This window comes from Azospirillum doebereinerae, from assembly GCF_003989665.1.
GTDB classification, from domain to species: Bacteria; Pseudomonadota; Alphaproteobacteria; order Azospirillales; family Azospirillaceae; genus Azospirillum; species Azospirillum doebereinerae.
The window spans coordinates 129967-156168 of the sequence record NZ_RZIJ01000011.1 but is presented as its reverse complement, the minus strand read 5'-3'; the positions used below and the strand labels follow the sequence as shown (position 1 = coordinate 156168).

Below are 26202 nucleotides of genomic sequence, written 5' to 3'. Positions count from 1 at the left end.
ACGCCGCCGCATCTCCACCCCCCTCAACAAAAGAGGTAGCCCCACGAATCCCGTTGCGTTCCGGGAATGGCCTCGTCATCGTGTGAGTGAACATTCACTCACGTAAAGGTGCGCCGTGTCCGCCGATGCCCGCCCTCCCGATGTCCGCCACAAGGTCCGCGACGCCGCCATCGCGCTGTTCGCCCAGAAAGGGGTGCGGGCGACGACGGTCAAGGACATCGCCCGCTCCGCCGGGGTGTCGGAGGGCGCGCTCTACCGCCACTGGCCGAGCAAGGAGGACTTGGCGGCCGAGCTGTTCGCGGCGGAATACACCGCCATGTCGCAGACCCTGCGCGACGCGGCCGGAAGCGGCCCGGCGCCCGAGCGGCTGCGGCGGGTCATTCACCACGCCTTCCACCTCGCCGAATCCGCCCCCGACCGCGCCCGCTTCCTGCTGCTGTCGCAGCACGATTCGCTGCCGCTGGTGCCGCAGGGGCAGGAAACCCCGGTGGACGTGATCTGCCGCATCGTCGCCGAGGGCATCGCCGAGGGCAGCGTCGTCCGGGCCGACAAGGACGCGCTGGCCCACATCGTCATCGGCGCCATCGTCCTCAACGTCCAATCCCACGTCTACGGCCGCCAGACGGCCCCGCTCTCCACGCTCGCCGGCCCCATCGCCGACGCGATCCTCACCGGCATCGCCGTTCCCGGAGCCAAACCATGAGCGCCCCCGCCCTGCTCGCCTCACGGCGCTTCCTGCCGCTGTTCCTCACCCAGTTCCTCGGCGCCTTCGGCGACAACGTGCTGCGCGGCGCCATCGCGGTGATCGCGGTCTACGGCATCGCCGCCGGGGGGCCGCTGAACGGGGCGATGATCTCGACGCTCGCGGCCGGCGCCTTCACCCTGCCCTTCCTGCTGCTCTCGGCCACCGCCGGGCAGCTCGCCGACCGCTACGACCGCACGCTGGTCGCCCGCGCCGTCAAGCTGGCGGAGATCGGGCTGATGGGCATCGCCTCCTGGGGCATCGTCGCCGCCGACCTGCCCGTCCTGATCGTCGCGCTGGTCGGCATGGGCGCGCATTCCACGATGTTCGGGCCGGTCAAATACGGCCTGCTGCCCGACCTGCTGGCCCCGTCCGAACTGACCGCCGGCAACGGGCTGGTGGAGGCCGGGACCTTCGTCGCCATCCTGCTCGGCACCATCGCCGGCGGCTCGCTGGCGCTGGTCCATCCCTGGGCGGTGCCGGGGCTGCTCGGCGCCTCGGCGGTGCTGGGCTTGGGCGCGTCGCTGTTCATCCCGCGCGCCGGCAACGCCGACCCGGCGGTGCGCGTCGGGCTGAACCCGGTGTCGGTGACGGCGCGGGTGCTGCGCTCCGTCGCCGGGGACAAGGCGTCGATGCGCGCGATCCACGGCATCTCGGTGTTCTGGGGCGTCGGCGCGGTGGTGATGGCGCAGTTCCCCTCCATCGCCCGCGAGACGCTGGGCGCCGACAGCAACGGCGCCACGCTGCTGCTCGCGGTCTTCGCCATCGGCGTCGCCGCCGGCTCGGTGCTGGCGGGGATGAGCCACCGCACGCCGTCCACCGCCGACGCCGGCAAGGCGGCGCTGGCCGGGCTGGTCGCAGCATTGGCCGGCGCCGCCCTGCCCCTGCTGACCCCGGCCATCCCCCCGGCCGAGCCGCTGTCGCCGCTGGCGCTGCTCGCCCAGCCCTGGGCGCTGCCGCTGCTGGCCGACCTGTTCGTGATCGCGGCGGCGGGCGGCGCCTTCGCCGTGCCGCTCTACGCGCTGATCCAGCACCGGGCGGCCGCCTCGGCCCGCGCCCGCGTCATCGCCGCCGCCAACGTGGTCAACGCGCTGTACATGGTGGCGGGCTCGGCGGTCGCGGCGGGGATGCTGGCGCTCGGCCTGTCGCCGCTGGCCGTCGCCGCCTGGGGCGGGGCGAGCATGCTGGTGGCCGTCGTCATGGCGCTGGCCGTCGATGGGCGGAGCCTGCTGCGCACCCTGTTCCGCGCCGTCTTCCGACTGGCCTTCCGCGTCGAGGTGCGCGGGGCGGAGCATCTGACCGGGCTGGAGGGCGCCGCCGTGGTGACGCCGAACCACCAGTCCTTCCTGGACGGCGCGCTGCTGGCCGCCTTCCTGCCGGGCATGCGCTTCGCGGTCGACACCCACATCGCCAAGCTGGCCCTGGTCAAGCCGTTCCTGGCGATGGCCGACCACGTCACCATCGACCCGACCAACCCGCTGGGCACCCGCGTGCTGGCCCGCGCGCTGGCCGACGGCGACAAGGTCTGCGTCTTCCCGGAGGGGCGGATCACCGTCACCGGCTCGCTGATGAAGATCAACGGCGGCCCCGGCATGCTGGCCGACAAGGCGCGCTGCCCGGTGGTGCCGGTCTGCATCGAGGGCGCCCAGCGCTCGGTCCTGTCGCGGATGAAGGGACGGCTGCGGCTGGGCCTGTTCCCGCGCATCACCATCACCGTGCGGCCGCCGGTCCTGACCCCGGACGTCAGCGGGCTGATGGGCAAGAAGCGCCGCGCCGCGCTGAAATCCTGGCTGTCGCGGGTGATGACGGAGACCGTCTGCGCCGCCCGCAGCCAGCCCGACACGCTGATGCTGGCCCTGCTCGACGCCCGCCGCAAGACCGGCGCGCGGGAGGCGGCGGTGCAGGACGGCGACTTCTCGACCGTGTCCTACCGGGCGCTGGCGGCCCGCGCCCTGGTGCTCGGCCGCATCCTGGCGCGGGGGACGGAACCGGGCGAGGCGGTCGGCGTGCTGCTGCCCACGGCCTCGCCGACGGCGGCGGTGTTCTTCGGCCTCGCCGCCCATGGCCGCCCGGCCGCCATGCTTAACTTCACCGCCGGCCCGGAATCGGTGAAGGCCGCCTGCCGCGCCGCCGGGGTGCGCCGCGTCGTCACCTCGGCCCAGTTCATCGAGAAGGGGCGGCTGGGCGCGCTGGTCGAGGCGCTCGCCGCCGACCACGCCATCGTCTATCTGGAGGACGTGAAGCGCGGTCTCGGCCTCGGCGACAAGCTGCGCGCCCTGGCGGCGCTGGTCATGCCCGACCGGCTGCTGCCGGAGCAGGGCGGCCACGACGACGTCGCCGCCATCCTCTTCACCTCCGGGTCGGAGGGGCCGCCCAAGGGCGTGGCGCTCAGCCACGGCAACCTGCTCTCCAACCTGACGCAGATCGCCTCGGTGGTCGATTTCACCCGGCAGGACGTGGTGTTCAACTGCCTGCCCGTCTTCCACTCCTTCGGGCTGACCGGGGGCATGCTGCTGCCGATCCTCAACGGCGTGAAGACGGTGCTCTACCCCAACCCGCGCCACGTCCGGCTGATCCCGGAGCTGGTCTACCAGACCAACGCCACCGTGCTGTTCGGCACCGACTTCTTCCTGAACGCCTGGGCGCGGACGGCCGACCCCTACGACTACCGCTCGCTGCGGCTGGTCTTCGCCGGGGCCGAGCGGCTCCAGGACGAGACGCGGCGGATCTACACCGAGCGCCTGCGCGTCCACCTGCTGGAGGGCTACGGCACCACCGAGACCTCCCCGGTGATCGCCGTCAACACCCCGGCCCGCTTCCGCCCCGGCAGCGTCGGCCAGGCCCTGCCCGGCATCGAGACCGAGCTGACGCCGGTGCCCGGCGTGGAGACCGGCGGGCGGCTGCGGGTGCGCGGGCCGAACGTGATGAAGGGCTACCTGCACGCCGACCGTCCCAGCGTGATCCAGCCGCCGGACGGCGGGTGGCACGACACCGGCGACATCGTGACCATCGACGCCGAAGGCTTCATCCGCATCGTCGGCCGGGTCAAGCGCTTCGCCAAGGTGGCCGGCGAGATGATCGCGCTGGGCGTGGTCGAGGAGATCGCCAGCCTCGCCGAGCCCGACGCCACCCACGCCGCCGTCGCCCTGCCCGACGCCAAGCGCGGCGAGCGCATCGTTCTGGTGACGACCGCCCCCGCGCTGTCCCGCGACGCGCTGGCCACCGCCGCCCGCGGCAAGGGCGCGCCCGAGATCGCCATCCCGCGCGACGTGCTGCGCCTCGACTCCATCCCGTTGCTGGGCACCGGCAAGACCGACTATCCGGCCGTCGCGCGCTTCGCCGCCGACGCCCTCAAGGAGACCGCATGATGGGAGATCCCATGATGGACCACGCCGCGAGCGCCGCCGCCCCCGCCGCCGACCGCCGCCCCATCGCCACCCGCCAGGCCCGCTGGGCGCAGAGGCTGGCGGCGTGGCTGACCACGACGCCGGTGACGCCCAACCAAATCTCCGTGCTGTCGGCGGTCTGGGCCGTGATCGGCGGCGCGCTGCTGCTGCACGGCGGGATCGCCGCCTGGATCGGCGCCGCGCTCTGCGTCCAGCTTCGCCTGCTGTGCAACCTGCTCGACGGCATGGTCGCGGTGGAGGGCGGCAAGGGGTCGCCGGTCGGCGCGCTCTACAACGAGATCCCCGACCGCTTCGCCGACACCGCCTTCCTGGTGCCGCTGGGCTACGCCGTGGGCCTCCCCTGGCTCGGCTGGGCGGCGGCGCTGGCGGCGATGCTGACCGCCTATGTCCGGGTCTTCGGCGGCGCGCTGGGGCTGACGCAGGATTTCGGCGGGGTGATGGCCAAGCAGCGCCGCATGGCCGCCCTCACCGTCGCCCTGCTGGCCCAGGCGGTCGAGCATGTCCTGTGGGGGACGCGGTACAGCCTGCTCGCCGCCGGCTGGATCATCGTCGCGGGAAGCCTGCTCACCGCCGCGACGCGCACCAGCGGCATCGCCCGTCACTTGAAGAATCAGGGGCTGGAGGCCCGGTCATGATGATCCCCCTTCTCCGTCCGGCCCTGCTGGGCCTCACCCGCCTGCTGGTCGGCGCCCGCGCGAGCTGGGAGGGCTGCGCGCCCGCCGACGTGCCCCGCATCTACTTCGCCAACCACAGCAGCCACCTCGACACGCTGGTGATGATGGCGGCGCTGCCGCGCGAGCTGCGGGCGCGGACACACCCGGTGGCCGCGCTCGACTATTGGGGCGGGTCCGCCCTGCGGCGGAGCGTGGCGGTGGGCTGCCTGAACGCGCTGCTGGTCGACCGCACCGGCAAGGCGACGGCCGAGGTGATGGACGCCATGGCGGCGGTGCTGGACGGCGGCCAGTCGCTGATCCTCTTCCCCGAGGGCACGCGCGGCGACGGCGCCGTGCAGCCGTTCAAGAGCGGGCTCTACCACCTCGCCCGCCGGGTGCCGGGGGCCGAGCTGGTGCCCGTCTTCATCGAGAACCTGAACCGCGTGATGCCCAAGGGCATGCCGCTGCCGGTCCCGCTGATCTGCACCATGCGCTTCGGCGCGCCCGTGGCACCGCCCGGCGACGGCGAGGACAAGGCCGCCTTCCTGGAGCGGGCGCGCGACGCGCTGGTCTCCCTGTCGCATTCCTCGCAATCCCAACCCCGAACCCCCAGCCAAGAGACCGCCCGATGACCGCCGAACCGCTGCTGCAACCGTTGTTCCTCTGGCTGGCGGGCGCGGCCCTGGCGCTGCTGACCGTCGCCACCCTGATCGGCGCCGTGCTGGCGCAGCGGGTGACGACGCCGGCCGGGCACGACACGGTGCGCAACCTGAACGCCCGCATCCGGTCGTGGTGGGTGATGGTGGCGTTGTTCGCGGCGGCCATGCTGCTGGGCGGCACGGTGACCCTGGTGCTGTTCGCCCTGCTGTCCTATCTGGCGCTGCGCGAGTTCCTCACCCTGACGCCGACCCGGCGCGGCGACCATCCGGGGCTGTTCCTGTCCTTCTTCGTGGTCGTGCCGGTGCAATACTGGCTGATCGGGATCGGCTGGTACGGGCTGTTCTCGATCTTCATCCCGGTCTACGTGTTCATGGCGCTGCCCTCGCTGTCGGTGCTGGGCGCCGACACCACCGACTTCCTCACCCGCACCGCCAAGGCGCAATGGGGGCTGATGCTGGCGGTCTACTGCGCCAGCCACGCGCCGGCCCTGCTGTGGCTCGACATTCCGGGCTACGAGCTGCCGGGGGCGCTGCTGTTGCTGTACCTGATGACGGTGGCGCAGTTGAGCGACGTGTTCCAGTACGTCTTCGGCAAGCTGTGGGGCAAGACCCGGCTGTCGCCCGGCATCAGCCCGTCGAAGACGGTGGAGGGGCTGCTGGGCGGCGGGCTGACCGCCGTCGCCATCGGCACCGGGCTGCACGTCATCACGCCCTTCACGCCGCTCCAGGCGGCGGGGATGTCGCTGGTCATCGTGACGGCCGGCTTCTTCGGCGGCTTCGTCCTGTCGGCGATGAAGCGCGACCTCGGCGTCAAGGACTGGGGCACGCTGATCGAGGGGCATGGCGGGGTGCTGGACCGGTTGGATTCCGTCGTGTTCTCGGCGCCGCTGTTCTTCCACCTCACCCGCTACTGGTTCACCTGAGGCTGGCGGGGCCGGGGCGGAACCGGCCCCTGCGGCAATCGAGGGGCGCCCTGGCAAGACGGTCAGCGCGGTGGGCTGATCCTGCCGATGGTTGCCCCGTTCGCCCCTTCTCGGACGAACCCTCCCCTGCCATCGCTTCTCAGGTAGCCTTCCGTCGCTCCGTTCGAACGTTCCAAGACGAAGCCGTTCCTGCCGTCGTTTTTCAGATAGCCCTCGGTTGCGCCATTGGCCGCTTCCTTGACATATCCACCACGCCCATCGGCTTTCAGATACCCCGTGGTCGCCCCGTTGGCGGCTTCCATGACATAGCCTCCACGCCCATCGTTTTTTAAGTAGCCTGTCGTTGCCCCATTGCCGGCTTCAATGATGAAACCGCCACGGCCGTCGTCCCTCAAGGCGCCGGACGACAAACCCATTACGTTTTGCAGGTCCCGCGTGTCGGCGAGCGCCGCACCGGAAACGAAGACGACGACCGCGAGCGATGCAACCATCAAGCGCATGTGACCCTCCACACTCAAGCCACCGGTTGGCCGGCTTTGGTGTGAACACGGGATGCGGTTGCTTTCATCCACGGAATCTTGGCTGCGGCGGAGAGTGAGATCAGCCCCTCACCTTCGCCACGACCGGCAGCGCGATTTTGTGAACCAGCGGGATCAGCACGGCCCCCAGGGCGAGCCCGAACACCCCCGACCCAGCGGCGCCCACGAGCCATTCCACCACGGAACCGCCGATCGGCAGGGCGTGGCCGACCGAGGCCGCGACACCGTGGATGGCGTGACCGATCTCCGGCAGCCCGTAGCCTTCCAGCCCATGGATGATGATCCCGCCGCCCACCCACAGCATCGCGGCGGTGCCGACGAGGGCGAGCGCCTTGAGGAAGATCGGCATGCCGTAGACGAGGCCGCCGCCGATCCCCTTGGTCAGCGGGCGCAAGGCTTGGTCCGCGCCGTTCGCGGCGCCGGTGACGCCGCGCCTCAGACCCAGCAGGCTGGAGGCGGGACGGTCGTTCTGCGCCAGCGAGAGGCCGACGTCGTCCGCCTTCACAATCAGCGCCACGGCGCCGTAGACCAGGACGGTGATGCCGACTCCGACCACCGCGAGGATCACCGCCTGCGTCCAGAAGGAGGAGGTCTCGTCAGCGGCCGTCGACAGGGTGATCGCCATGATCTCCGCCGACAGGATCAGGTCGGTGGCGATGGCACCGCGCACCTTCTCGTCCTCGAACTGCTTGGCGGTCTGGCCCTTGGCCGGAGCGTCCCCGCCGGCCCCCTCGTGCTCCGCGTGCGGCCACAGCGATTCGTGGACCTTCTCCGCCCCCTCGTAGCACAGGAAGGCGCCGCCCATCATCAGCAGCGGCGTGATCGCCCAGGGCGCCAGCAGGCTGAGGACCAGCGCCGCCGGCAGCAGGATGATCAGCTTGTTCTTCAGGGAGCCGAGCGCGATCTTGCCGACGATGGGCAGTTCCCGTTCGGCGGTGAAGCCGACCACGTAGCGCGGCGCCACGGCGGCGTCGTCGACGACCACGCCTGCGGCCTTGACCCCCGCCCGCCCGGCCTGCGCGGCGGCGTCGTCCAGCGACGCGGCGGCGACCTTCGCCAAGCCGACCACGTCATCGAGCAGCGCTATCAATCCTGTACTCACGCGAGTGGCTCCTGTCAGTCCAGGCACCACTCAACCAAAGAACGCGGCGTTCATCCACCGCCAAAACCTCTTATGCTGCGAAGCGGGCGGCCCGGAAGGCGCCGCCCGCCCGCCCCGGATCAGGCCGTCGTCTGGATGGCGTCGGCGACGACGTTCATCAGGCGGTCGAGGTCGGCGGTCTCGCTGTAGAAATGCGGGCCGAATTGCAGCGTGTCGCCGCCGTAGCGCACGTAATAGCCGGCGTCCCAGCACTTCATGGCGATCTCGTAGGGGCGCCGCGCCGGTTCGCCCGGCAGCGCCGCGATGGTCACGGCGCCGGCCAGGCCGTAGTTGCGGATGTCGGCGACGTGCTTCAGCCCCTTCAGCCCGTGCAGCACCGTTTCGAAATGCGGGGCCAGCGCCGCCGCCTTCTCGTGCAGCGCCTCCCGCTCGAACAGGTCGAGCGCGGCCAGCCCGGCGGCGCAGGCGACCGGGTGGGCGGAGTAGGTGTAGCCGTGCGGGAACTCGACCAGATAGTCCGGCCCGCCGTTGTCCATGAAGGTCTTGTAAATCTCGCGGCTGGCGACGACGGCGCCCATCGGCACCGCGCCGTTGGTCAGGCCCTTGGCGACGTTCAGGATGTCGGGCACCACGCCGAAGGCGTCGGCGCCGAACGGCGCGCCCATGCGGCCGAAGCCGGTGATGACCTCGTCGAAGATCAGCAGGATGCCGTGCTTGGTGCACAGCTCGCGCAGGCGTTGCAGGTAGCCCTTGGGCGGCGGCAGCACGCCGGCCGATCCGGCCAGCGGCTCGACGATCACGGCGGCGATGTTGGAGGCGTCGTGCAGGGCGACCAGCTCCTCCAGCGCGTCGGCCAGATGGGCGCCCTCGTCGGGCATGCCCTTGGTGAACAGGTTCTGCGGCAGCAGGGTGTGCGGCAGATGGTCGGCGTCGACCCCGGTGCCGAACAGCTTGCGGTTGCCGCCGATGCCGCCCAGGCTGATGCCGCCGAAATTGACCCCGTGGTAGCCCTTGGAGCGGCCGATCAGCTTGGTCTTGGCCGGCTGGCCCTTCAGCCGCCAATAGGCGCGCGCCATCTTCAGCGCGGTGTCGGTCGCCTCCGAGCCCGAATTCACGAAGAACACGTGGTCCAGCCCGGCCGGGGTCATCGAGGCCAGCTTGTGCGCCAGCTTGAAGGCGGCGGGGTGACCGTGCTGGAAGGCCGGGCTGTAGTCGAGTTCGGCGATCTGGCGGGCGACGGCCTCGGAAATCTCGCGGCGGCCGTGGCCGGCGCCGCAGCACCACAGGCCCGACAGGCTGTCGTAGATTTTGCGGCCCTGGGCGTCCCAATACCAGCAGCCATCGGCCTTCACGAGGACGCGCGGGTTGGCCTTGAACTCGCGGTTGCCGGTGAAGGGCATCCAATGGGCGTCGAGTTCCTCGGCCGTCAGGCCGCCGGCCTTGCCGGCGCCGAAAGCGTGGTCGTTGTCCAAGGGGGCCATCCGCCGGTCTCCTGCGTGTGGGGTGGGGCTTCGCGAAAAGCAGTGTGCCGGACCAACGGATGTGATTAAACCCAAACCATCCAATCTTCACGCAAGCGTCCGCTTACCCATTCCGGCAGACACGATGAGCAAGCCAGCCCGCCCCCTGCCCGCCGTGACCGATGTGGACATCCGGCTGCTGCGCGTCTTCCGGACGGTGGTGGAGTGCGGCGGCTTCTCGGCGGCGGAGGTGGAACTGAACATCAGCCGCGCCGCCATCAGCCTGCACATGGCCGATCTGGAGCGCCGGCTGGGCATGAGCCTGTGCCGCCGGGGCCGGGCCGGCTTCCTGCTGACCGACGAGGGCCGTCTGGCCTACGAGGCGGCGCTGCGCCTGCTGGCCGGGCTGGAGAGCTTCCGCAGCGAGATCAACACCGCCCACGGCCGGCTGCGCGGCGAGTTGAACATCGGCATCACCGACAACCTCGTGACCCTGCCGCAGATGCACGTCACCCACGCGCTGCGCGGGCTGAAGACCCAGGCGCCCGACGTGCGGGTCAACATCCGCATGATCCCGCCCAACGAGATCGAGCGCGGCGTGCTGGACGGCCGGCTGCACGTCGGCGTGGTGCCGGCCCGCCGCGCCCTGCCGGGGTTGGCCCGGCTGCCGCTCTACGAGGAGGAGTCGCTGCTCTATTGCGGGCGCGGCCATCCGCTGTTCGACCTTCCGGCCGAGGCGGTGACCCGCGCGGCGGTCGAGGCCGCCGACGCCGTCGCCCCGACCCGCGCGCCGTTGCCCCACGCGCTGAACACCACGGCGACGGCGACCGACCGCGAGGGGGTGGCCTTCCTGCTGCTGACCGGCTGCTACGTCGGCTTCCTGCCCGTCCATTACGCCCGGCAATGGGTGGAGCGCGGGGCGATGCGCGCCCTGCTGCCCGACAGCCACCGCCACAGCCTGGACTTCCACGCGGTGACCAAGACGGGCGCGCAGCCGAACCTGGTGCTGGAACGCTTCATGGAGCTTCTGGGACAGGCGACAGCCGGCCCGCCGGAGGGGCCATGAGCGTGTTCGGGGGCTGTGCGTGAACACTCCGGCCGCCCATATCAGGACAGGGTTTCGGAACCGCCCTCGCGCACGGAGGTTGCCTGCGGCGGTGGCGTCCATGCTACAGAAGCGGGCCGCACACACTGCGACATCTTGCCGCGCATCGCCGACATCAGGAACAAGCGAAGACGCATGACCCAAGAGCAACGGACCGCCGATCTGGACCTGTCCTTCCTGGCCGGCGGCGGCGAACTGGGTGCCCTGATCGCCGCGTTCGACTGGCCCTCCACCGCGCTCGGCCCCATCGCCGGCTGGCCGCAGAGCCTGAAGACCACCATCGCCATCGTCCTTCGCTCGCCGGTGCCCATCGTCACGCTGTGGGCCGACGACGGCGTCATGATCTACAACGACGCCTATTCCGTCTTCGCCGGCGGGCGCCACCCCCGGCTGCTCGGCTCCAAGGTGCGCGAGGGCTGGCCCGAGGTCGCCGACTTCAACGACAACGTCATGACGGTGTGCATGGCCGGGGGCACGCTGGCCTACCAGGACCAGGAGCTGACGCTCCACCGCCACGGCGCGCCGGAACAGGTCTGGATGAACCTGGACTATTCGCCGGTGCTGGGGGAAGGCGGAACCCCAATCGGCGTCATCGCCTTCGTGGTCGAGACCACGGCCAAGGTGCGGGCCGAGCGGGCGGTCCGCGCGGCGGTCGACGCCTTGAAGGCGCAGACGGAAACGCTCGCCATCATCAACCGGGCCGGCGCCGCGCTCGCCGCCGAACTCGACATCGACCGCCTGACCCAATTGGTGACCGACGCCGGGGTGGCGATCAGCGGCGCCCAATTCGGGGCCTTCTTCTACAACGTCCAGGACGAGGAGAAGGGCAGCTACATGCTGTACACCCTCTCGGGCGTGGACCGGAAAGCCTTCGTCGATTTCCCGATGCCGCGCAACACGGCGGTCTTCGCCCCGACCTTCTCGGGCGAGGGGGTGGTGCGCTCCGACGACATCACGCGCGATCCGCGCTACGGGAGGAACGCGCCCCGGTCGGGCATGCCGGCGGGGCATCTCCCGGTCCGCAGCTATCTGGCGGTCCCGGTCACGTCGCGCAACGGCGAGGTCATCGGCGGCCTGTTCTTCGGCCATCCCGAAACCGGCCGGTTCGACGCGGCGGTCGAGGTCAGCCTCCAGAGCCTCGCCGCCCAGGCGGCGGTCGCCATCGACAACGCCCGGCTGTTCCAGTCCGTGCAGCGGGAGAACCGCTACCGCGCCGAGGCCGAGGCCGCGCTGCGCATCCTCAACGCCACGCTGGAGCAGCAGGTCGCCGAGCGCACGGCCGACCGCGACCGCATGTGGCGGCTGTCGACCGACATCATGCTGGTCGCCACCTTCGACGCGACGATCACCGCCATCAACCCGGCCTGGACGCCGGGGCTGGGCTGGACGGAGCAGGATCTCGTCGGCCGCTCCTTCATGGATCTGATCCACCCCGACGACCGCGCGGCGACCCTGGCGGAGGTCGGCAAGCTGGGCAGCGGCGAGACGACCTTCCGGTTCGAGAACCGCTACCAGCGCAAGGACGGCGGCTATTGCGTCCTGTCCTGGACGGCGGTCCCCGACGACCGCTTCATCCACGCCGTCGGCCGCGACGTCACCGCCGAGCGCGAGGCGGCGGAAACGCTGCGGCGCACCGAGGCCGCGCTCCAGCAGGCCCAGAAGATGGAGTCCATCGGCCAGCTCACCGGCGGGGTGGCGCACGACTTCAACAACCTGCTCCAGGTCGTCTCGGGCAACCTGCAACTGCTGATGCGGGACGTGGCCGGCAACGAGCGGGCCGAGCGCCGCGTGTCGAACGCGCTGGCCGGGGTCGGGCGCGGCGCCAAGCTGGCGAGCCAATTGCTGGCCTTCGGGCGGCGGCAGGCGCTGGAACCCAAGGTCGTCAACATCGGCCGCTTCGTCACCGGCATGGACGACATGCTGCGCCGGAGCATCGGCGAGGCCATCGAGGTCGAGGTCGTCGTGTCCGGGGGCCTGTGGAACACGCTGGTCGATCCGGTGCAGGTCGAGAACGCCCTGCTGAACCTCGCCATCAACGCCCGCGACGCCATGGACGGCGACGGCCGGCTGACCATCGAGGTCGGCAACGCCTTCCTCGACGATTCCTACGCCCGCAACCACGCCGACCTGGTTCCCGGCCAATACGTCATGCTGGCGGTCACCGACACCGGCAGCGGCATGACGCCGGAGGTCATGGCCCAGGTCTTCGAGCCGTTCTTCTCGACCAAGCCCGAGGGCAAGGGCACCGGGCTGGGGCTGTCGATGGTCTACGGCTTCGTCAAGCAGTCGGGCGGCCACGTGAAGCTCTACAGCGAGCTTGGCCAGGGCACGACGGTGAAGCTCTATTTCCCGCGCGTCGCCCAGACCGAGGACGTGATGGCCCCGCTCGCGACCGGCCCGGCCACCGGCGGGACCGAGACGGTGCTGGTCGCCGAGGACGACGAGGGGGTGCGCACCACCGTGGTCGAGATGCTGGGCGAACTGGGCTACCGCGTGCTCACCGCCAAGGACGCGGCCGGCGCGCTGACCGTGATCGAGAGCGGCGTCCCCATCGACCTGCTGTTCACCGACGTGGTGATGCCGGGCCCGCTGCGCAGCCCCGATCTGGCCCGCAAGGCGCGGGAGCGCCAGCCGGGCATCGCGGTGCTGTTCACCTCGGGCTACACCGAGAACGCCATCGTCCACGGCGGCCGGCTCGACGCCGGGGTGGAACTGCTCTCCAAGCCCTACAGCCGGGAGGCGTTGGCCCGCAAGCTGCGCCATGTGCTGACGAACCAGGCGCAACGCAACCAGACCATGGGGTATCGGACCATCGGCAACCGGACGACTCCCCCGCCCGCCCTTCCGCAAGACCGGCCGGAGGAGGAGGCCAAGCTGTCCGTCCTGCTGGTCGAGGACGACGCGCTGATCCGGATGGGCGCCTCGGAGATGCTCCAGGAGTTCGGCCACGGCGTCATCGAGGCGGAGAGCGCGGAGGAGGCCCTGGAGGCGCTCCAGACGGAGCGGGTCGACGTGGTGGTCACCGACCTCGGCCTGCCCGGCCTGTCCGGCGCCGCGTTCGCGGCGAAGCTGCGCGAGCTGCGGCCGGGCATCGGCATCGTCTTCGCGACCGGCAAGGACCAGGCCCCCGGACTGGACGGCCAGGGGGCGACCCGCCTGCTGCGCAAGCCCTACGACGGCGACGGCCTCGTCGCCGCCATCCGGGCGGTGCGGTCCTGAGAGAAGCGAAAGCGCCGGTTGCCCCCTCCCCGATCCTCCCCCGCTTCGCGGGAGAGGGGGCCTGGACCTTTGCGGAGAGGCAGCGGCAGTCCCCTCTCCCGCCAACGGCGGGGGAGGGTTAGGGAGGGGGCAACACCTTAATAACGCGCGATTCCACCCCCGCGCCCAACCGGCCCTTCCCCCGCCGCATACGGGGAAATGCCGCGATGATCGCCTGAGGCAATCGAACCCGCCATTCCCGGCGATTTTCCACCCCATCCCGCGTTCCACTGGCGTACCCGCCGCTCCGCCCCCATAATGCCGCACGATCCAAAAGGGGTAGCGGCAGCCACATGGCGCAGGCGAGCGTGACACGCGGGACCGGAGCGTCGAAGGACGACGAGGCTTCGGAGAGCTGGCTTCGCCGCAAGGCGCCCACCCTCCTCATCTTTCTTCTCTGCCTGATTATCGTCGCGGCGGTGCTGTGGCCGCGCATGGTCGTGGGCATCGGCTCCGGCGAGGCCGGCGTGCTGTTCCGCTGGTTCAGCGGCACCGACCGCACCAAGGTCTACGGCGAGGGCGTCCACCTGGTCTTCCCCTGGGACAGCATGACGGTCTACGACATCCGCCTGCAGACCCAGGAGCGCGAATACACCCTGCTGACCAGAGCCGGCCTGCCGCTGACGCTGCGGGTCGCCATCCGCTACCAGCCCGACCTGCGCACCCTGCCGCAGCTGCACGTGGCGATCGGCCCCAACTACCTCGACAAGGTCGTCTTCCCGGAGACCGAGGCCGTGCTGCGCCGCCACGTCGGCCAATACGACCCCGAGGAGGTCTACACCAGCAAGCGCGGCTTCCTGGAGGCGGTGATGATGAGCAGCCTCGCCGAGGCGGAGCGCCGTTTCGTCATCATCGACGACGTGCTGGTGAAGTCGATCGACCTGCCCCAGGGCCTGCGCGAGGAGGTCGAACGCAAGCTCGTCCTCCAGGAGCAGGAAAAAGCCTACGTCCACCGCCTGGGCATCGAACGCAAGGAGGCCGAACGCAAGGAGATCGAGGCCGCCGGCATCGCCGCCTACCAGGCCACCCTGACCAAGACGCTGACCCCGGATCTGCTGCGCTGGCAGGGCATCCAGACGACGCGCGACCTCGCCACCTCGCCCAACACCAAGACCATCATCGTCGGGGCCGGCAAGGACGGGCTGCCGCTCCTCCTCGGCAACGACCGCTGATGCGCTTCCGCCCGTCACGCCGCCAAGTGCTGGCCGCGTCCGCCGCCGCCGCGACCGCGACCGCCGTGGCGGCGGGCGGCGCCCTGCTGGCGAAACGGGGGACGGCGGACGGCAACCCGGTCATCGTCGCCGTCGGGCGCGGCCGGCTGAACACGCTGAGCGACCTGTATTTCGAAGGCATCACGCTGGCGGCCGAAACGGTGAACGCCGCCGGGGGCCTGCTGGGCCGTCCGGTCGAGCTGCGCTTCATCGAGGAGCCCCGCTTCACCAACGAGGCCACGCTGGCGCGGGTCGTCTCCGACACGCTGGCGACGGCGGCGCGGATCGCCGACGACGACCGGGTGGTCGCTGTGGTCGGCCACCCGTCCTCGACCACCGCCATCGCGGCCAGCGGCGTCTACAACCGCGCCAACAAGCTGTTCCTGGCGACCCACGCCAGCAGCCTGCTGCTGACCGCCGCCCAGCTCCCCCGCGTCTTCGCCATGCTGCCGAACGACCGCGACGCCACCCGGCTGCTGGCCCGCCACGCCGTCCGCCACGGCATGCGGCGCTTCGTGATCTTCAGCGGCGAGACCTCCTACGGGCAGGAGACCGCCGGCTTCTTCGCGCAGGCCATCGCCATGGAAGGCGGCGAGATCCTGCACCAGCGGATGCTGGACATCGAGAAGCGCAGCGTCGATTCACTGCTGCTGTTCCTGCTCGACAACCCGCTGTTCGCGCTGGACACGCTGGACGGCATCCTGCTGGCCGCCGGCGGCGCGGTGGAGAACGCGGCCTTCATCCTCCGCGCGCGCCAGCTCGGCATCACGACGCCGATCTTCGGCACCGACGCCATCACCTCCAGCACCATCTCGGTCCAGGCCGGGGCGGCGATGAAGGACGTGTTCGGCGTCTCGCCCTTCGACGTCAAGGGCAGCGCCCCCGAAACCCAGGCCTTCGCCCGCGCCTTCCGCGCCCGCTTCGACACGGGCCCCTCGCCCACGGCGGCGCTGGGCCACGACGCGGTGCTGCTGGTGGCCCACGCGGCGGCCTCGGCCAAAACGCTCGACGCCGGGAAGCTGGCCGACGCCATCCGGGTGATGCGCTACGGCAACCCGCTGCACGGCGCCACCGGATCGCTGGTCTTCAACGCTTCGGGACAGGCGACCGACAATTCCCTGTTCGTCCTGCGCCACGACGGCACCGCCTTCCAGACCGTCGCCGGCTACAGCCACCCGTCGATGACGCCGCTCGAGTCGGTGCCGGACACGGACGGCCCGACCACCCCCTCGACCCTGCCCCCACCCACCCCCACACTTAACCGATGAAGGCGGCGCTCCGATGATCCCGTTCATCCACCCGCTCATGATGCTGATCTGGCTGTTCCTGAGCGTCGTCGTCGCCCTGCTGGGCCGCAACAAGCGCTTCGGCTTCGTCGGGAATTTCCTGGTGTCCTTCCTGTTCAGCCCGTTGGTCGGGGTGATCGTGCTGCTGGCCTCCGACGACCGGCCGCGCCGGATCGACCGGCACTGACGGGGGCCGGTTCCGACGCATGGATCTCTACCGCTTCCTGATCGAACGCAGCCGCAGCTCGCAACGCGCGGTCCTGGCCCTGGTCCTGATCTCGGGCCTGAGCAGCGGCCTGATGCTGGGCGTGGTCAACGCCGCCGCCGAGATGGCGTCGAACGGCAAGGTGGAGCTGCGCGTCGTCGTCATGTTCGCCGCCGCGCTCGCCCTGTTCGTGGTGTCGAAGCGCAAGTCCATGTCCGACGCCTCGGTCGCCGCCGAGCGCGCGATCCGCGACATCCGTGTCGCCATGGCGGAGAAGCTGCGCCGGTCGGAGCTGCTGTTCGTCGAGCACACCGGGCACGGCGAGATCTACGCGCGGCTGACCCAGGACACCAGCACCATCTCCCAGAGCATGCCGGTCATCTTCAACGGCCTGCAATCGGCCATCGTGGTGCTGGCCGGGCTGCTCTACATCCTGTTCATCTCCTTCGACGCCTTCCTGATGACGCTGGCCTTCCTGGCGGCGGCCGGCTGGAGCTACATGCAGCGCCAGCGCACCACCATGCGCGACCTGGAGGTCGTGATCGCCAAGGAGACCGAGTTCTTCGACTCGCTCGGCCATCTGGTCGACGGCTTCAAGGAGGTGAAGATCAGCCACCGCAAGAACGACGACGTGTTCGAGCGGGTGAGCGGCGTCGCGGTGGAGACCGAGACGATCATGGTCCGCGTGGTCAAGCGCTACACCAACCATCTGGTGATGGCGCAGACGCTGATCTACCTGATCCTGGCGGTGCTGGTCTTCGTGCTGCCCAGCCTGGAATGGTCGCAGCCGCAGACCATCATGAAGCTGACGGCGGCGGTGCTGTTCCTGGTCGCCCCGCTGGAGACCGTGCAGTTCGCCTTCCACTTCAACCTGAAGGCCCAGGTGGCGCTGAGCAGCATCCGCGCGCTGGAAGCCTCGCTGGACCGCGCGCTCGACCGCGAGGATGCCGGGCAGCCGGATCCGGACCCGCAGCGCTTCGCCGGTTTCAGGACGTTGGAGCTGCGCAGCGTGGTCTTCCGCTATCCGGGCGCCGAGCACGGCTTCCAGATCGGCCCGCTGAACCTCAAGGTCGTGCGCGGCGAGGCCACCTTCATCGTCGGCGGCAACGGCTGCGGCAAGTCGACCCTGCTGAAGGTGCTGACCGGCCTCTACCAGCCGCAATCCGGCCGCATCCTGATCGACGGGATCGAGGTGGCGCCGGCCGCCCTGCCGTCCTACCGCGAGCTGTTCAGCTGCATCTTCGCCGATTTCCACCTGTTCGACCGGCTCTACGGCCTGTCCGACCTGGATCCGGCGCGGGTCAACGGGATGATCGCCGAGATGGGGCTGGCGGGGAAGACCGAATACCGCGACGGGCGCTTCACCAACCTCGACCTGTCCACCGGCCAGCGCAAGCGGCTGGCGCTGGTCGCCTCCCTGCTGGAGGACAAGCCGATCCACGTCTTCGACGAATGGGCGGCGGACCAGGACCCGGAATTCCGCGCGAAATTCTACGACACCATCCTGCCGGGGCTGCGGGCGGAGGGGAAGACGATCCTCGCTGTGACCCACGACGACCGCTATTTCGGGCAGTGCCAGCAGCTGGTGAAGCTCGACTACGGCGAGTTCGTCGCCGTGGAGCGGCCGCAGGGGGCACTGTAGGCCCCGCAAAGGCGGATAGACCTCAAAACCGGGAACGATCCCCTCTCCCCAGGGGGGAGAGGGGGATTTTGCGAAACCGCCGCCCTCAGATCGCCGCCGAAGGCGTGTCCTGCGCCGGGGTCGGGGTCGGCGAGGCGCCGGTCGCCGCGTCCTTCACGGCGCTGGCGCGGGCCTTGGCCTCGTCCGCGGCCTGCTTGGCCATGACCTTGCCCTTCTCGAACTGCTCCTTGTAGAAGGCCTTGAACTTGGCGGTGTCGAGGTCACCCAGCGAGCCGCCCTCCTCGTAATGCTTCACGAAGACCTTGCCGATCGCGTAGGTCGAGGCCCCCGCCACGGCCGGCATCGTCGCCATCGACAGCGCCCAGCCGATGCCCGGAACCGCCTTCACGACGCTGGCCGCGACCAGACCGGCGGTGAAGCCGCCGAAGCTGCCGGCCAGCGACGCGATCACCGAACGGCCGAGCGACTGGCTGAACGGCTTGCCGTAGAGTTGCGACAGCTTCTGGATCATGCGCAGCTGGATGCCGGCGACGCCCGCGAGGTCGAGCAGCGGAACCGGCACGGCGCCGAGCGCCACCGACGCGATCACGTAATCCTTGACCAGATTGTTCGCGGTCAGAGTGATGGCGATGCTCTCTTCCACCAGGGTGGTCGAAGCCGGCGGCGTGTCGGTCGCCGTGAATGCGCTGTCGGTGGTCTTCTGGGCCATCGGGCCTCTCCTTGGATCGGCGTTGTGGATGTGCGGAGACGCGCCGGGGCGGCTCGCGGTGTCGCAAAGGCGATTGGGTGCCGGCGTCTTCAACCGCACAATACCAGCAACCAGCCGCTTCGCCAGCCTTTCCCGCGCGGCGGGCGCGAAGGGCACCAGTCCACAAGGCCCGTCCGGGGGCGGGGCCGATCATTTCGAAAATCGAACGTCGGCCGCCGCAACCTCGGCTTGACAGAACCCGGTTGGCTTAACTCATATGGCGGGGGCCTGACCTGCCGGTCTTGCCGACTTCTACTGTGACAGCGCGTTGAATTCGTTCACCACCTCTTGAAGCCGCCGACTTGCCGAAAGACAAAGACGCGAATTCGCCATCGATTTTTTATCAGATACGGGTGAAGAATGAGCCAGGCACCAGTCATGACGCCCGCCGAGGTCGTCGGTTCTCCGCTGATCCACAGCGGGCTGGACAATCTGGGCCAGGTTCTTCTTCGGGCGGCGGAGGGCGGCGGCGGTCTGGTTTGCCTGGATGATGACGGAAACGAGAAATTCCTATCCTATAGACAACTGTTGACCGATTCCCGGCGCGCGCTGGGTGGGCTGAACGAGGCAGGCGTGGTTCGGGGGACTCGGGTGATCCTGCCGGTCCGGGGCGTCGCCGACACCCTGACCCTGCTGTGGGCCTGCTTCCTCGGCGGCATCGTCGCGGTGCCGATGGCGGCCCCGCCGGTGATCGAGGACGGCGCGCCGCCGTTGCGCCGGCTGCACGGCCTGTGGTCGCTGCTGGGCCGCCCCGTCGTGGTGGCCGACGGCGGCACCACCAGCGCCCTGGCGGCCCACGCCGCCTCGGCCGGCTGGGACGGCTTTCGGGTGCTGGCGGCGGAGTCGCTGCGCGAGGCCGCGCCTGTGGAAGCGCTGCCGGCGTTGGGGCCCGAGGATCCGGCGATGATGCCGCTGACCTCCGGCAGCACCGGACTGCCCAAGGCGGCGCTGCTGACCCACGCCAACGCCCTGGCGATGGTCGCCGGCACCATCCAGGCCAACGGCTTCACGGCGGCCGACGTGATCCTGAACTGGATGCCGCTCGACCATCCGGGCGCCAACATCTTCCTGGGCGTGATGCCGACGCTGCTGGGAAGCCTGCAGGTCCACGTCCCGACCGCCCACATCCTGACCGATCCGTTGCGCTGGCTGGCGCTGATCGACCGCCACCGGGCCAGCGTGTCGTGGGCGCCCAACTTCGCCTTCTCCCTGATCGGGCGCAGCGCCGACCGGCTGGCCGCGATGAACCTGGACCTGTCCTGCGTCGCCTTCCTGGTCAGCGCCGGGGAGCAGGTGGCGGCCAGCACCTCGGCCGCCGCGCTGGCGCTGCTGGAACGCCACGGTCTGCCGGACGGCGCCCTGCGCCCGGCCTTCGGCATGGCGGAGACCTGCTCGGGCATCACATGGTCGCCGGGGCTGACGCGGGCGGAGCTGGCCGGCGCCCCGACGGGCACAGCGGCGAACATCTCGTTGGGACCGCCGATTCCGGGCGCCGCCATCCGCATCACCGACGACGACGGCGCGGTGATGACCGAGGGCGAGATCGGGCATCTGGAGCTGCGCGGCCCCTCGGTGACGCAAGGCTACGTCGGGAACCCCGAGGCCAACGCCGAGGCGCTGAAGCCCGGCGGCTGGTTTGCCACCGGCGACCTCGCCTACATCGCCGATGGCGCGCTGCACATCACCGGCCGCAAGAAGCAGATCGTCATCGTCAACGGCCTGAACGTCGCCGCCCACGACATCGAGGCGGCGGTCGAGGAGATCGACGGGGTCGCGCCGTCCTTCAGCGCGGCCTTCTCGGTCTGGGATCCGGTGCGCGAGGTCGAGGAGCTGGTGGTGGTGTTCAGCCCCGCCGCCGCCGCCGACGACGACCCGGCCGGGCTGGAGGCGCTGGGGCGCCGCATCCGGTCGCACCTGACCCGGCGGACCGGCCTGGCCCCGGCCCATCTGGTCGCGCTTCCCCCCGACCGCGTGCCCAAGACCTCCATCGGCAAGATCCAGCGGCTCGACCTGAAGCGCCGGTTCGAGCGGGGCGAGTTCCACGACCGCCTGCTGGCCGTTTCCGCCGCCCTTCCCTCCGCCTCTCCGGCGCCCCGCAAGACCGGCGGCGGCGACCATGAACGGATCGTCGCCGAGGTCTGGAAGGCGGCGCTGGACCTGCCCGACATCGGGCCGGACGAGAATTTCTTCGAGCTGGGCGGGCATTCGCTGCTGCTGATCCAGGTCCACGGCAAGCTGAAGGAGCGTTTCCCCGCCCTGGCGCTGGTGGATCTGTTCAAGCACCCGACCGTGCGCACCTTGGCTGAATCGCTGTCCCAGAACACCCCGGACGCCGCCGCCGCCGTGGCGGACTCCCCCCGGCGGCGGCTGGACGGCGAGACCGAGATCGCGGTGATCGGCCTGTCCTGCCGCTTCCCCGGCGCCGACAGCCCGGCCGAGTTCTGGGACAACCTGCGCCACGGCCGCGAATCCATCGCCCGCTTCACGGTGGACGAGCTGGTGGCCGCCGGCTTCGACCGCGCCATGGTCTCCGACCCGCACTACGTGCGCGCCAGCCCGGTGCTGAAGGACGCCGCCGGCTTCGACGCCGCCTTCTTCGGCTACGGCGCCCGCGAGGCCGAGCTGATGGACCCGCAGCAGCGGCTGTTCCTGCACTGCGCCTGGGAGGCGCTGGAGGACGCCGGCTACAACCCCTTCCAGTACCAGGGCCGCATCGGCGCCTTCGCGGGCGCCAGCATGAACACCTACTTCACCAACAACGTCCACCCCAACCGGGGCAAGCTGGACCCGCGCGACCGCATCGACGTCTTCACCCTGGATTCCATGGGCGGATTCCAGGCGATGGTCGGCAACGACAAGGACTACATCGCCACCCGCACCTCGTACAAACTCGACCTGCGGGGGCCGAGCCTGAACATCCAGACCGCCTGTTCGACCGGTCTGGTGGTGATCCACGCGGCGGTGCAGAGCCTGCTGGCCGGCGACTGCGCCATGGCGCTGGCCGGGGCGGCGGCGGTGCAGAGCCCGCAGGCCGCCGGCCATCTGTGGCAGGACGGCATGCTGGTCTCGGCCGACGGCCATTGCCGCGCCTTCGACGCCGGGGCCAGCGGCACCATCTTCGGCAGCGGCGTCGGCGCGGTCCTGCTCAAGCCCTTGAAGGCGGCGCTGGCCGACGGCGACCACGTCTACGCGGTGATCAAGGGCAGCGCGGTCAACAACGACGGCGGGGTCAAGGTCGGCTTCATGGCCCCCAGCGGGGCGGGCGAGACGCGGGTGGTGCGCGACGCGCTGGCCGCCGCCGCCGTCCCGCCGGAGACCATCACCTTCCTGGAGGCCCACGGCACCGGCACGGCGCTGGGCGACCCGATCGAGGTGGCGAGCCTCGCGGCGGCGCTGCGCACGCCCGGCGCCCCGCAGGGTTTCTGCGCGCTGGGCTCGGTCAAGACCAACGTCGGGCATCTCCAGATCGCGTCGGGCATCGTCGGCTTCATCAAGACGGTGCTGGCGCTGCACCACCGGGAAATCCCGCCGACCCTGCATTTCGACCGGGCCAACCCGGCCATCGACCTCGACGGAGGCCCCTTCCGCGTCAACACCGCGACGCTGCCCTGGACGCCGCCGGCCGGGGTGCCGCGCCGCGCCGGGGTGAACTCGCTGGGCATCGGCGGCACCAACGCGCATGTGATCCTGGAGGAGGCCCCGGCGGTCGCGCGCGCGCCCGCTCCCGACGACCGGCCGCTGCACCTGCTGACCCTGTCGGCGCGGACGCCGACCGCCCTGGCGGCGCTGATGCTCGCCTACCGGCGCGTGGTGACCGACCGCCCCGGACTCGACCCGGCGGATCTGTGCTTCACCGCCAACAGCGGGCGCAAGCCCTTCGAGCACCGCCACGCCATCGTCTTCGACGGCCTCGACACCCTGCGCGCCGCGTTGGACACGGAGGCGGCGGCGGGCGTCCGTGCCGTGTCCTCGGTCAAAGTGGCGTTCCGGTTCGGCGGCGACGCCCGGCCTGGACTGGGTCATGAGTTGTTCCGCACTTCCCCGCCCTTCCGCGCGACGCTGGAGCGCTGCGCGGCGATCCTGGGCCGGACATGGCCGGTGTCGCTGGTGCAGTGCCTCTACGGCGCCACCGCGTGGCCCGACGATCCCGCCTTCGCCCCGGCCGTCGCCGCCAGCCTCGGAGCCGCCGTGGCCGATCTGTGGCGAAGCTGGGGGGTGGAGGCCGACGCCGCCACCGGTTCCATGGCCGGCTGGGCGCTCGGCGAGCAGTCGCTGGAGGTGGCGCTGGCCCGCGTCATCGGCGGCGAGGCCGGCGACGCCGCGCCCCTTCCCGGCGACGCCGTGGTGCTGGAGATGTCGGCGGAGGGCTGGCGCCCGCTGCTGGACCAGCTCGGGACGCTGCACAGCCGGGGCGGGACGGTGGACTGGTTCGGCTTCGACAAGCCTTACCGGCGCCGCCGGATGCCCCTGCCGACCTACCCGTTCGAAAGCCGCCGTTTCTGGCTGGAGCCGCCCAAGGCGCCGGTGGCGCCGGTGTTGCGGGAAGCGGAGGAGCGGCCCCACCCGCTGCTCGACACCCGCTTCGCCTCGCCGCTGACGCGGGACGTGTTCTACGAAGGGCATTTGGACAGCGCGCGGATGCCGCTGCTCGCCGATCACCGCATCCATGGTCAGGTCGTGGTGTCGGGCGCCTGCACCCTGTCGATGCTGCTGGGCGTCGGCGGCGGCGAGGATATCCGCGACGTGGCCTTCGTCGAGGCGCTGACGGTTCCGGCCGAGGGCGTGCGGGTGCAGTTGGCGATCCAGCCAAAGACTTCGGACACGGGCGGCCACGCCGATTTCACCCTGATCTCCCTGCCCGCCGGGCAGAGCCACCGCCGCCACGTCACCGGCACGCTGGGACCGGCGGCGGGATCGCCGGATGCGCCGCCCCGGCTGGCCGATTGCCGCGCCGGCTGTCCCGAGACGCGGGATCTCGACCGCCACCACCGGCTTCTGGACGAGCGCCACATCGCGCTGGGGCCGCAGTACCGCTGGATGACCGAGCTGGCGCGCGGGCCGGGTCAGGCGTTCTGCCGGCTGCGCCGTCCGGCCGGGCTGGACGCGGCGGAAGACGCGGCCTACGGCCTGCATCCGGGGCTGATCGATTCCTGCTTCGGCCTGATGATCGCCGCCGTCGATCTGGAGGTGGCCGACAGCTTCGTTCCGTCCGGCATCGAGAGCCTGCGCTTCCACCGCCGGCCGCGCGGCGACAGCCTGTGGGCCTGGGGACGCTTCGCCCGGCAGGCCGATGGCGGCGGCGTCACCGGCGACATCCATCTGTGCGAGGAGGACGGCACCCCGGTGCTGGAAATGCGCGGTTTCGTCGGCCGCTTGGCCCGACGCGAGCAGATCCTGTCCGACGGCCCCGTCCCGCTCCACCGCGTCGCCTGGGAAGCGGAGGCGATTCCCGGTACCGCCACGGCGCCCGCGCCGGGAGCCTGGGTGGTCTTCGCCGACGAGAACGGCGTCGGCGACGCCCTGACCCGCCGGCTGGAGGCGCACGGCAAACCCTGCCGGCGCGTGCGTCCGGGGGAGAGCTTCGACCCCGCCGATCCCGCCGCCCACCGGGCGGTGCTGGCCGAAGCCAAGGCGGCGGCCGGCGACGCCGGGGTGGGGATCCTCCATCTCTGGAGCCTCGACGCCACCGGAACCACCGCCCCGCAGGCCGCCCGCGACCTGGGACCGGCCAGCGCGCTGCTGACGGCCCAGGCGCTGATCGAGTCCGGCACGCCGGGCGGGCTGTGGCTGGTCACGCGCGGCGCGCAGCCCGTGGGCGACGAGCGAACGCTCAACCCGCTCCAGGCGCCGCTGTGGGGGCTGGCCAAGTCCCTGCGTCTGGAACACCCGGCCATCCCCTGCCGGACCATCGACCTCGATCCCGCCGCGACCGACCTTGAGGCCGACGCCGGCCGGCTGCTGGACGAGCTGTCCGTCGCCGATCAGGCGGAGGCCGCGTGGCGTGGCGCCACCCGTTACCGTCCGGTCCTGCGGCCGGTGCCGCCGCCCGCCTCCCGACCCGTCTCCCTGTCGCCGGACGCCGCCTACCTCGTGGCCGGCGCGTCGGGCGCGCTCGGCGGCATCCTGCTGGACTGGCTGGCCGATTCCGGGGCGCGCCACATCGTGGCGGTCAGCCGCAACGGCGGCATCGACGCGGAGCGCGCCGGGCGTCTGGCCGGGCGCGGCGTCACCCTGCACCCGTTGGCGGCCGACATCGCCGACGGCGCCGCCTTCGACGCGGCGTGGCGACGGCTGGAACCCGGACTGCCGCCCTTGCGCGGGATCGTCCACGCCGCCGGGGTGCTGGACGACGGGGCCGTCTCCGGCCTGACGCCCGCGCGCCTCGACGCGGTGGCCCGGCCCAAGATGGAAGGGGCGTTGACGCTCGCCCGGCTGGCGGCGGCGCAGCCCGATGGCGGGCGCGGGCTGGACCTGCTGGTTCTGTTCTCGTCGGCGGCGTCGGTGCTGGGCCATCCGGGGCAGGCGAACTACGCCGCCGGCAACGCCTTCCTCGACGCGCTGGCCGCCGATCTGCGGGCGCGGGGGCGGACGGCGCTGTCGATCAGTTGGGGACCGTGGGCGGAGGCCGGCATGGCCGCCGCCGACCGGATCGCCGCCGGCTTTGCCCGGCTGGGCATCGCCCCGCTGTCCGCCGCGCAGGGGCGCCGGGCGCTGGAATCGGCGCTGGCGTCGGGGCTTCCCCATGTCTGCGCCATCGCCTGCGATTGGGACCGCTACGTCCGGCAGAGCGGCGGCGGGACCGGGCGGGCCGACCTGTTCCGGGAAGTCCTGAGCCCCGCGCCCGCGCTCGCGGTTTCCGGCACGCCGGTCGCGGCGCCCGCCGGTCTGGCGGCGGCGCTGGCCGTGGCCGGGCCGGAGGAGCGGCGCCGCCTGCTGTTCGCGCTCGTCCTCGACACCGTGACCGAGGCGTTGAGCTTCACCGGGCTGGACGCCGTGGATCCGAGCCAGCCGCTGATGGAGCAGGGGCTGGATTCCCTGGCCTCGATCAGCGTGCGCAGCGCCATCAACGAGGCGCTGGGGCGCAGCTTCCCCGTGACCATGGTCTTCGAGCACCCGACCGTGGAGGATCTCGCCCTGTATCTGGACCGCGAGACCGCCCCCGCCCCGGCCACCGCAGCAGACGCGGATGCCGACCTCGACGGGTTGAGCCTGGACGAGTTGCAAGCCCTGGTGAACCGCGAGCTGGACGCATGCTGAGCCGG

At 71.2% G+C, this 26202-nt stretch carries 16 protein-coding genes and 2 pseudogenes; 14 read left to right on the top strand and 4 right to left on the bottom strand.

What is annotated here, in order from left to right; genetic code table 11:
- Positions 1 to 115 precede the first annotated feature (115 nt).
- The 5 genes from EJ913_RS15420 to EJ913_RS15400 are packed head-to-tail and all read left to right on the top strand — an operon-like array spanning position 116 to position 6384.
- On the top strand, positions 116 to 703 hold the full coding sequence (locus EJ913_RS15420; RefSeq protein WP_126999378.1) for a TetR/AcrR family transcriptional regulator: 588 nt from the start codon (positions 116 to 118) through the stop codon (positions 701 to 703).
- A complete protein-coding gene (locus EJ913_RS15415; RefSeq protein WP_126999376.1) occupies positions 700 to 4110 on the top strand; it encodes an acyl-[ACP]--phospholipid O-acyltransferase in 3411 nt (1136 codons plus the stop codon). Before EJ913_RS15420 ends, EJ913_RS15415 begins: the two co-directional genes overlap by 4 nt.
- Positions 4107 to 4784 carry a CDP-alcohol phosphatidyltransferase family protein gene (locus EJ913_RS15410; RefSeq protein WP_244939369.1) on the top strand — a complete coding sequence of 226 codons (678 nt, stop codon included), beginning with the start codon at positions 4107 to 4109 and terminating at the stop codon, positions 4782 to 4784. The genes EJ913_RS15415 and EJ913_RS15410 overlap by 4 nt, the downstream gene beginning before the upstream one ends.
- Complete coding sequence (locus tag EJ913_RS15405; protein WP_126999374.1) at positions 4781 to 5434, top strand: lysophospholipid acyltransferase family protein; 654 nt, start codon at positions 4781 to 4783, stop codon at positions 5432 to 5434. Before EJ913_RS15410 ends, EJ913_RS15405 begins: the two co-directional genes overlap by 4 nt.
- Entirely contained in the window at positions 5431 to 6384 is a 954-nt protein-coding gene (locus EJ913_RS15400) for a phosphatidate cytidylyltransferase (protein WP_126999372.1), read from the top strand. The genes EJ913_RS15405 and EJ913_RS15400 overlap by 4 nt, the downstream gene beginning before the upstream one ends.
- A gap of 62 nt (positions 6385 to 6446) precedes the next feature.
- Here the strand turns inward: EJ913_RS15400 and EJ913_RS15395 are convergent, their stop codons facing one another.
- From EJ913_RS15395 to aptA, 3 genes are all read right to left on the bottom strand, one after another.
- Positions 6447 to 6884: a hypothetical protein gene (locus EJ913_RS15395; RefSeq protein WP_126999370.1), complete on the bottom strand. Its 438-nt coding sequence runs from the start codon at positions 6882 to 6884 to the stop codon at positions 6447 to 6449.
- A gap of 100 nt (positions 6885 to 6984) precedes the next feature.
- Positions 6985 to 8025, bottom strand: a complete 1041-nt coding sequence (locus EJ913_RS15390; protein WP_126999368.1) for a DUF808 domain-containing protein — start codon at positions 8023 to 8025, stop codon at positions 6985 to 6987.
- 119 nt (positions 8026 to 8144) lie between these two features.
- Positions 8145 to 9506: an omega-aminotransferase AptA gene (gene aptA, locus EJ913_RS15385; protein ID WP_126999366.1), complete on the bottom strand. Its 1362-nt coding sequence runs from the start codon at positions 9504 to 9506 to the stop codon at positions 8145 to 8147.
- Positions 9507 to 9630: 124 nt separating this feature from the next.
- Between aptA and EJ913_RS15380 the strand changes: the two genes are divergently transcribed.
- The 6 genes from EJ913_RS15380 to EJ913_RS15355 all read left to right on the top strand — a co-directional run bounded on the left by EJ913_RS15380 (position 9631) and on the right by EJ913_RS15355 (position 18192).
- Positions 9631 to 10551 (top strand): LysR family transcriptional regulator, encoded by a 921-nt coding sequence (locus tag EJ913_RS15380; RefSeq protein ID WP_126999364.1) that lies wholly within the window; start codon positions 9631 to 9633, stop codon positions 10549 to 10551.
- A gap of 174 nt (positions 10552 to 10725) precedes the next feature.
- Complete coding sequence (locus EJ913_RS15375) at positions 10726 to 13809, top strand: response regulator (protein ID WP_211098963.1); 3084 nt, start codon at positions 10726 to 10728, stop codon at positions 13807 to 13809.
- A 347-nt stretch (positions 13810 to 14156) separates the two neighbouring features.
- Complete coding sequence (locus tag EJ913_RS15370) at positions 14157 to 15020, top strand: prohibitin family protein (protein WP_185909792.1); 864 nt, start codon at positions 14157 to 14159, stop codon at positions 15018 to 15020.
- Positions 15020 to 16327: an ABC transporter substrate-binding protein gene (locus tag EJ913_RS15365; protein WP_126999360.1), complete on the top strand. Its 1308-nt coding sequence runs from the start codon at positions 15020 to 15022 to the stop codon at positions 16325 to 16327. Before EJ913_RS15370 ends, EJ913_RS15365 begins: the two co-directional genes overlap by 1 nt.
- Before the next feature lie 13 nt (positions 16328 to 16340).
- Positions 16341 to 16532 carry a hypothetical protein gene (locus EJ913_RS15360; protein WP_126999358.1) on the top strand — a complete coding sequence of 64 codons (192 nt, stop codon included), beginning with the start codon at positions 16341 to 16343 and terminating at the stop codon, positions 16530 to 16532.
- A gap of 19 nt (positions 16533 to 16551) precedes the next feature.
- Positions 16552 to 18192 carry a cyclic peptide export ABC transporter gene (locus EJ913_RS15355; protein ID WP_126999356.1) on the top strand — a complete coding sequence of 547 codons (1641 nt, stop codon included), beginning with the start codon at positions 16552 to 16554 and terminating at the stop codon, positions 18190 to 18192.
- An 85-nt stretch (positions 18193 to 18277) separates the two neighbouring features.
- Here EJ913_RS15355 and EJ913_RS15350 read toward each other — a convergent pair whose 3' ends face one another.
- Positions 18278 to 18901 carry a YcjF family protein gene (locus EJ913_RS15350; protein ID WP_126999354.1) on the bottom strand — a complete coding sequence of 208 codons (624 nt, stop codon included), beginning with the start codon at positions 18899 to 18901 and terminating at the stop codon, positions 18278 to 18280.
- Between the two features lie 399 nt (positions 18902 to 19300).
- On the opposite strand from EJ913_RS15350, the pseudogene EJ913_RS33225 reads away from it, so the two are divergent.
- The 3 genes and pseudogenes from EJ913_RS33225 to EJ913_RS33215 form a co-directional block, all read left to right on the top strand.
- Positions 19301 to 21235 (top strand): annotated as a pseudogene (locus tag EJ913_RS33225) (non-ribosomal peptide synthetase); the annotation flags it as partial.
- Positions 21230 to 22090: pseudogene (locus tag EJ913_RS33220) on the top strand (beta-ketoacyl synthase N-terminal-like domain-containing protein); the annotation flags it as partial. The pseudogenes EJ913_RS33225 and EJ913_RS33220, both read left to right, overlap by 6 nt.
- A 42-nt stretch (positions 22091 to 22132) precedes the next feature.
- Positions 22133 to 26197, top strand: coding sequence for an SDR family NAD(P)-dependent oxidoreductase (locus EJ913_RS33215; protein WP_425321115.1), 4065 nt, complete (start codon positions 22133 to 22135; stop codon positions 26195 to 26197).
- The last annotated feature ends 5 nt before the right edge of the window (positions 26198 to 26202 follow it).

Coding starts and splice junctions, on each gene's coding strand:
- EJ913_RS15415 (WP_126999376.1), top strand. CDS start 700: ATGAGCGCCCCCGCCCTGCTCGCCTCACGGCGCTTCCTGCCGCTGTTC.
- EJ913_RS15410 (WP_244939369.1), top strand. CDS start 4,107: ATGATGGGAGATCCCATGATGGACCACGCCGCGAGCGCCGCCGCCCCC.
- EJ913_RS15405 (WP_126999374.1), top strand. CDS start 4,781: ATGATGATCCCCCTTCTCCGTCCGGCCCTGCTGGGCCTCACCCGCCTG.
- EJ913_RS15400 (WP_126999372.1), top strand. CDS start 5,431: ATGACCGCCGAACCGCTGCTGCAACCGTTGTTCCTCTGGCTGGCGGGC.
- EJ913_RS15395 (WP_126999370.1), bottom strand. CDS start 6,884: ATGCGCTTGATGGTTGCATCGCTCGCGGTCGTCGTCTTCGTTTCCGGT.
- aptA (WP_126999366.1), bottom strand. CDS start 9,506: ATGGCCCCCTTGGACAACGACCACGCTTTCGGCGCCGGCAAGGCCGGC.
- EJ913_RS15380 (WP_126999364.1), top strand. CDS start 9,631: ATGAGCAAGCCAGCCCGCCCCCTGCCCGCCGTGACCGATGTGGACATC.
- EJ913_RS15375 (WP_211098963.1), top strand. CDS start 10,726: ATGACCCAAGAGCAACGGACCGCCGATCTGGACCTGTCCTTCCTGGCC.
- EJ913_RS15365 (WP_126999360.1), top strand. CDS start 15,020: ATGCGCTTCCGCCCGTCACGCCGCCAAGTGCTGGCCGCGTCCGCCGCC.
- EJ913_RS15360 (WP_126999358.1), top strand. CDS start 16,341: ATGATCCCGTTCATCCACCCGCTCATGATGCTGATCTGGCTGTTCCTG.
- EJ913_RS15355 (WP_126999356.1), top strand. CDS start 16,552: ATGGATCTCTACCGCTTCCTGATCGAACGCAGCCGCAGCTCGCAACGC.
- EJ913_RS15350 (WP_126999354.1), bottom strand. CDS start 18,901: ATGGCCCAGAAGACCACCGACAGCGCATTCACGGCGACCGACACGCCG.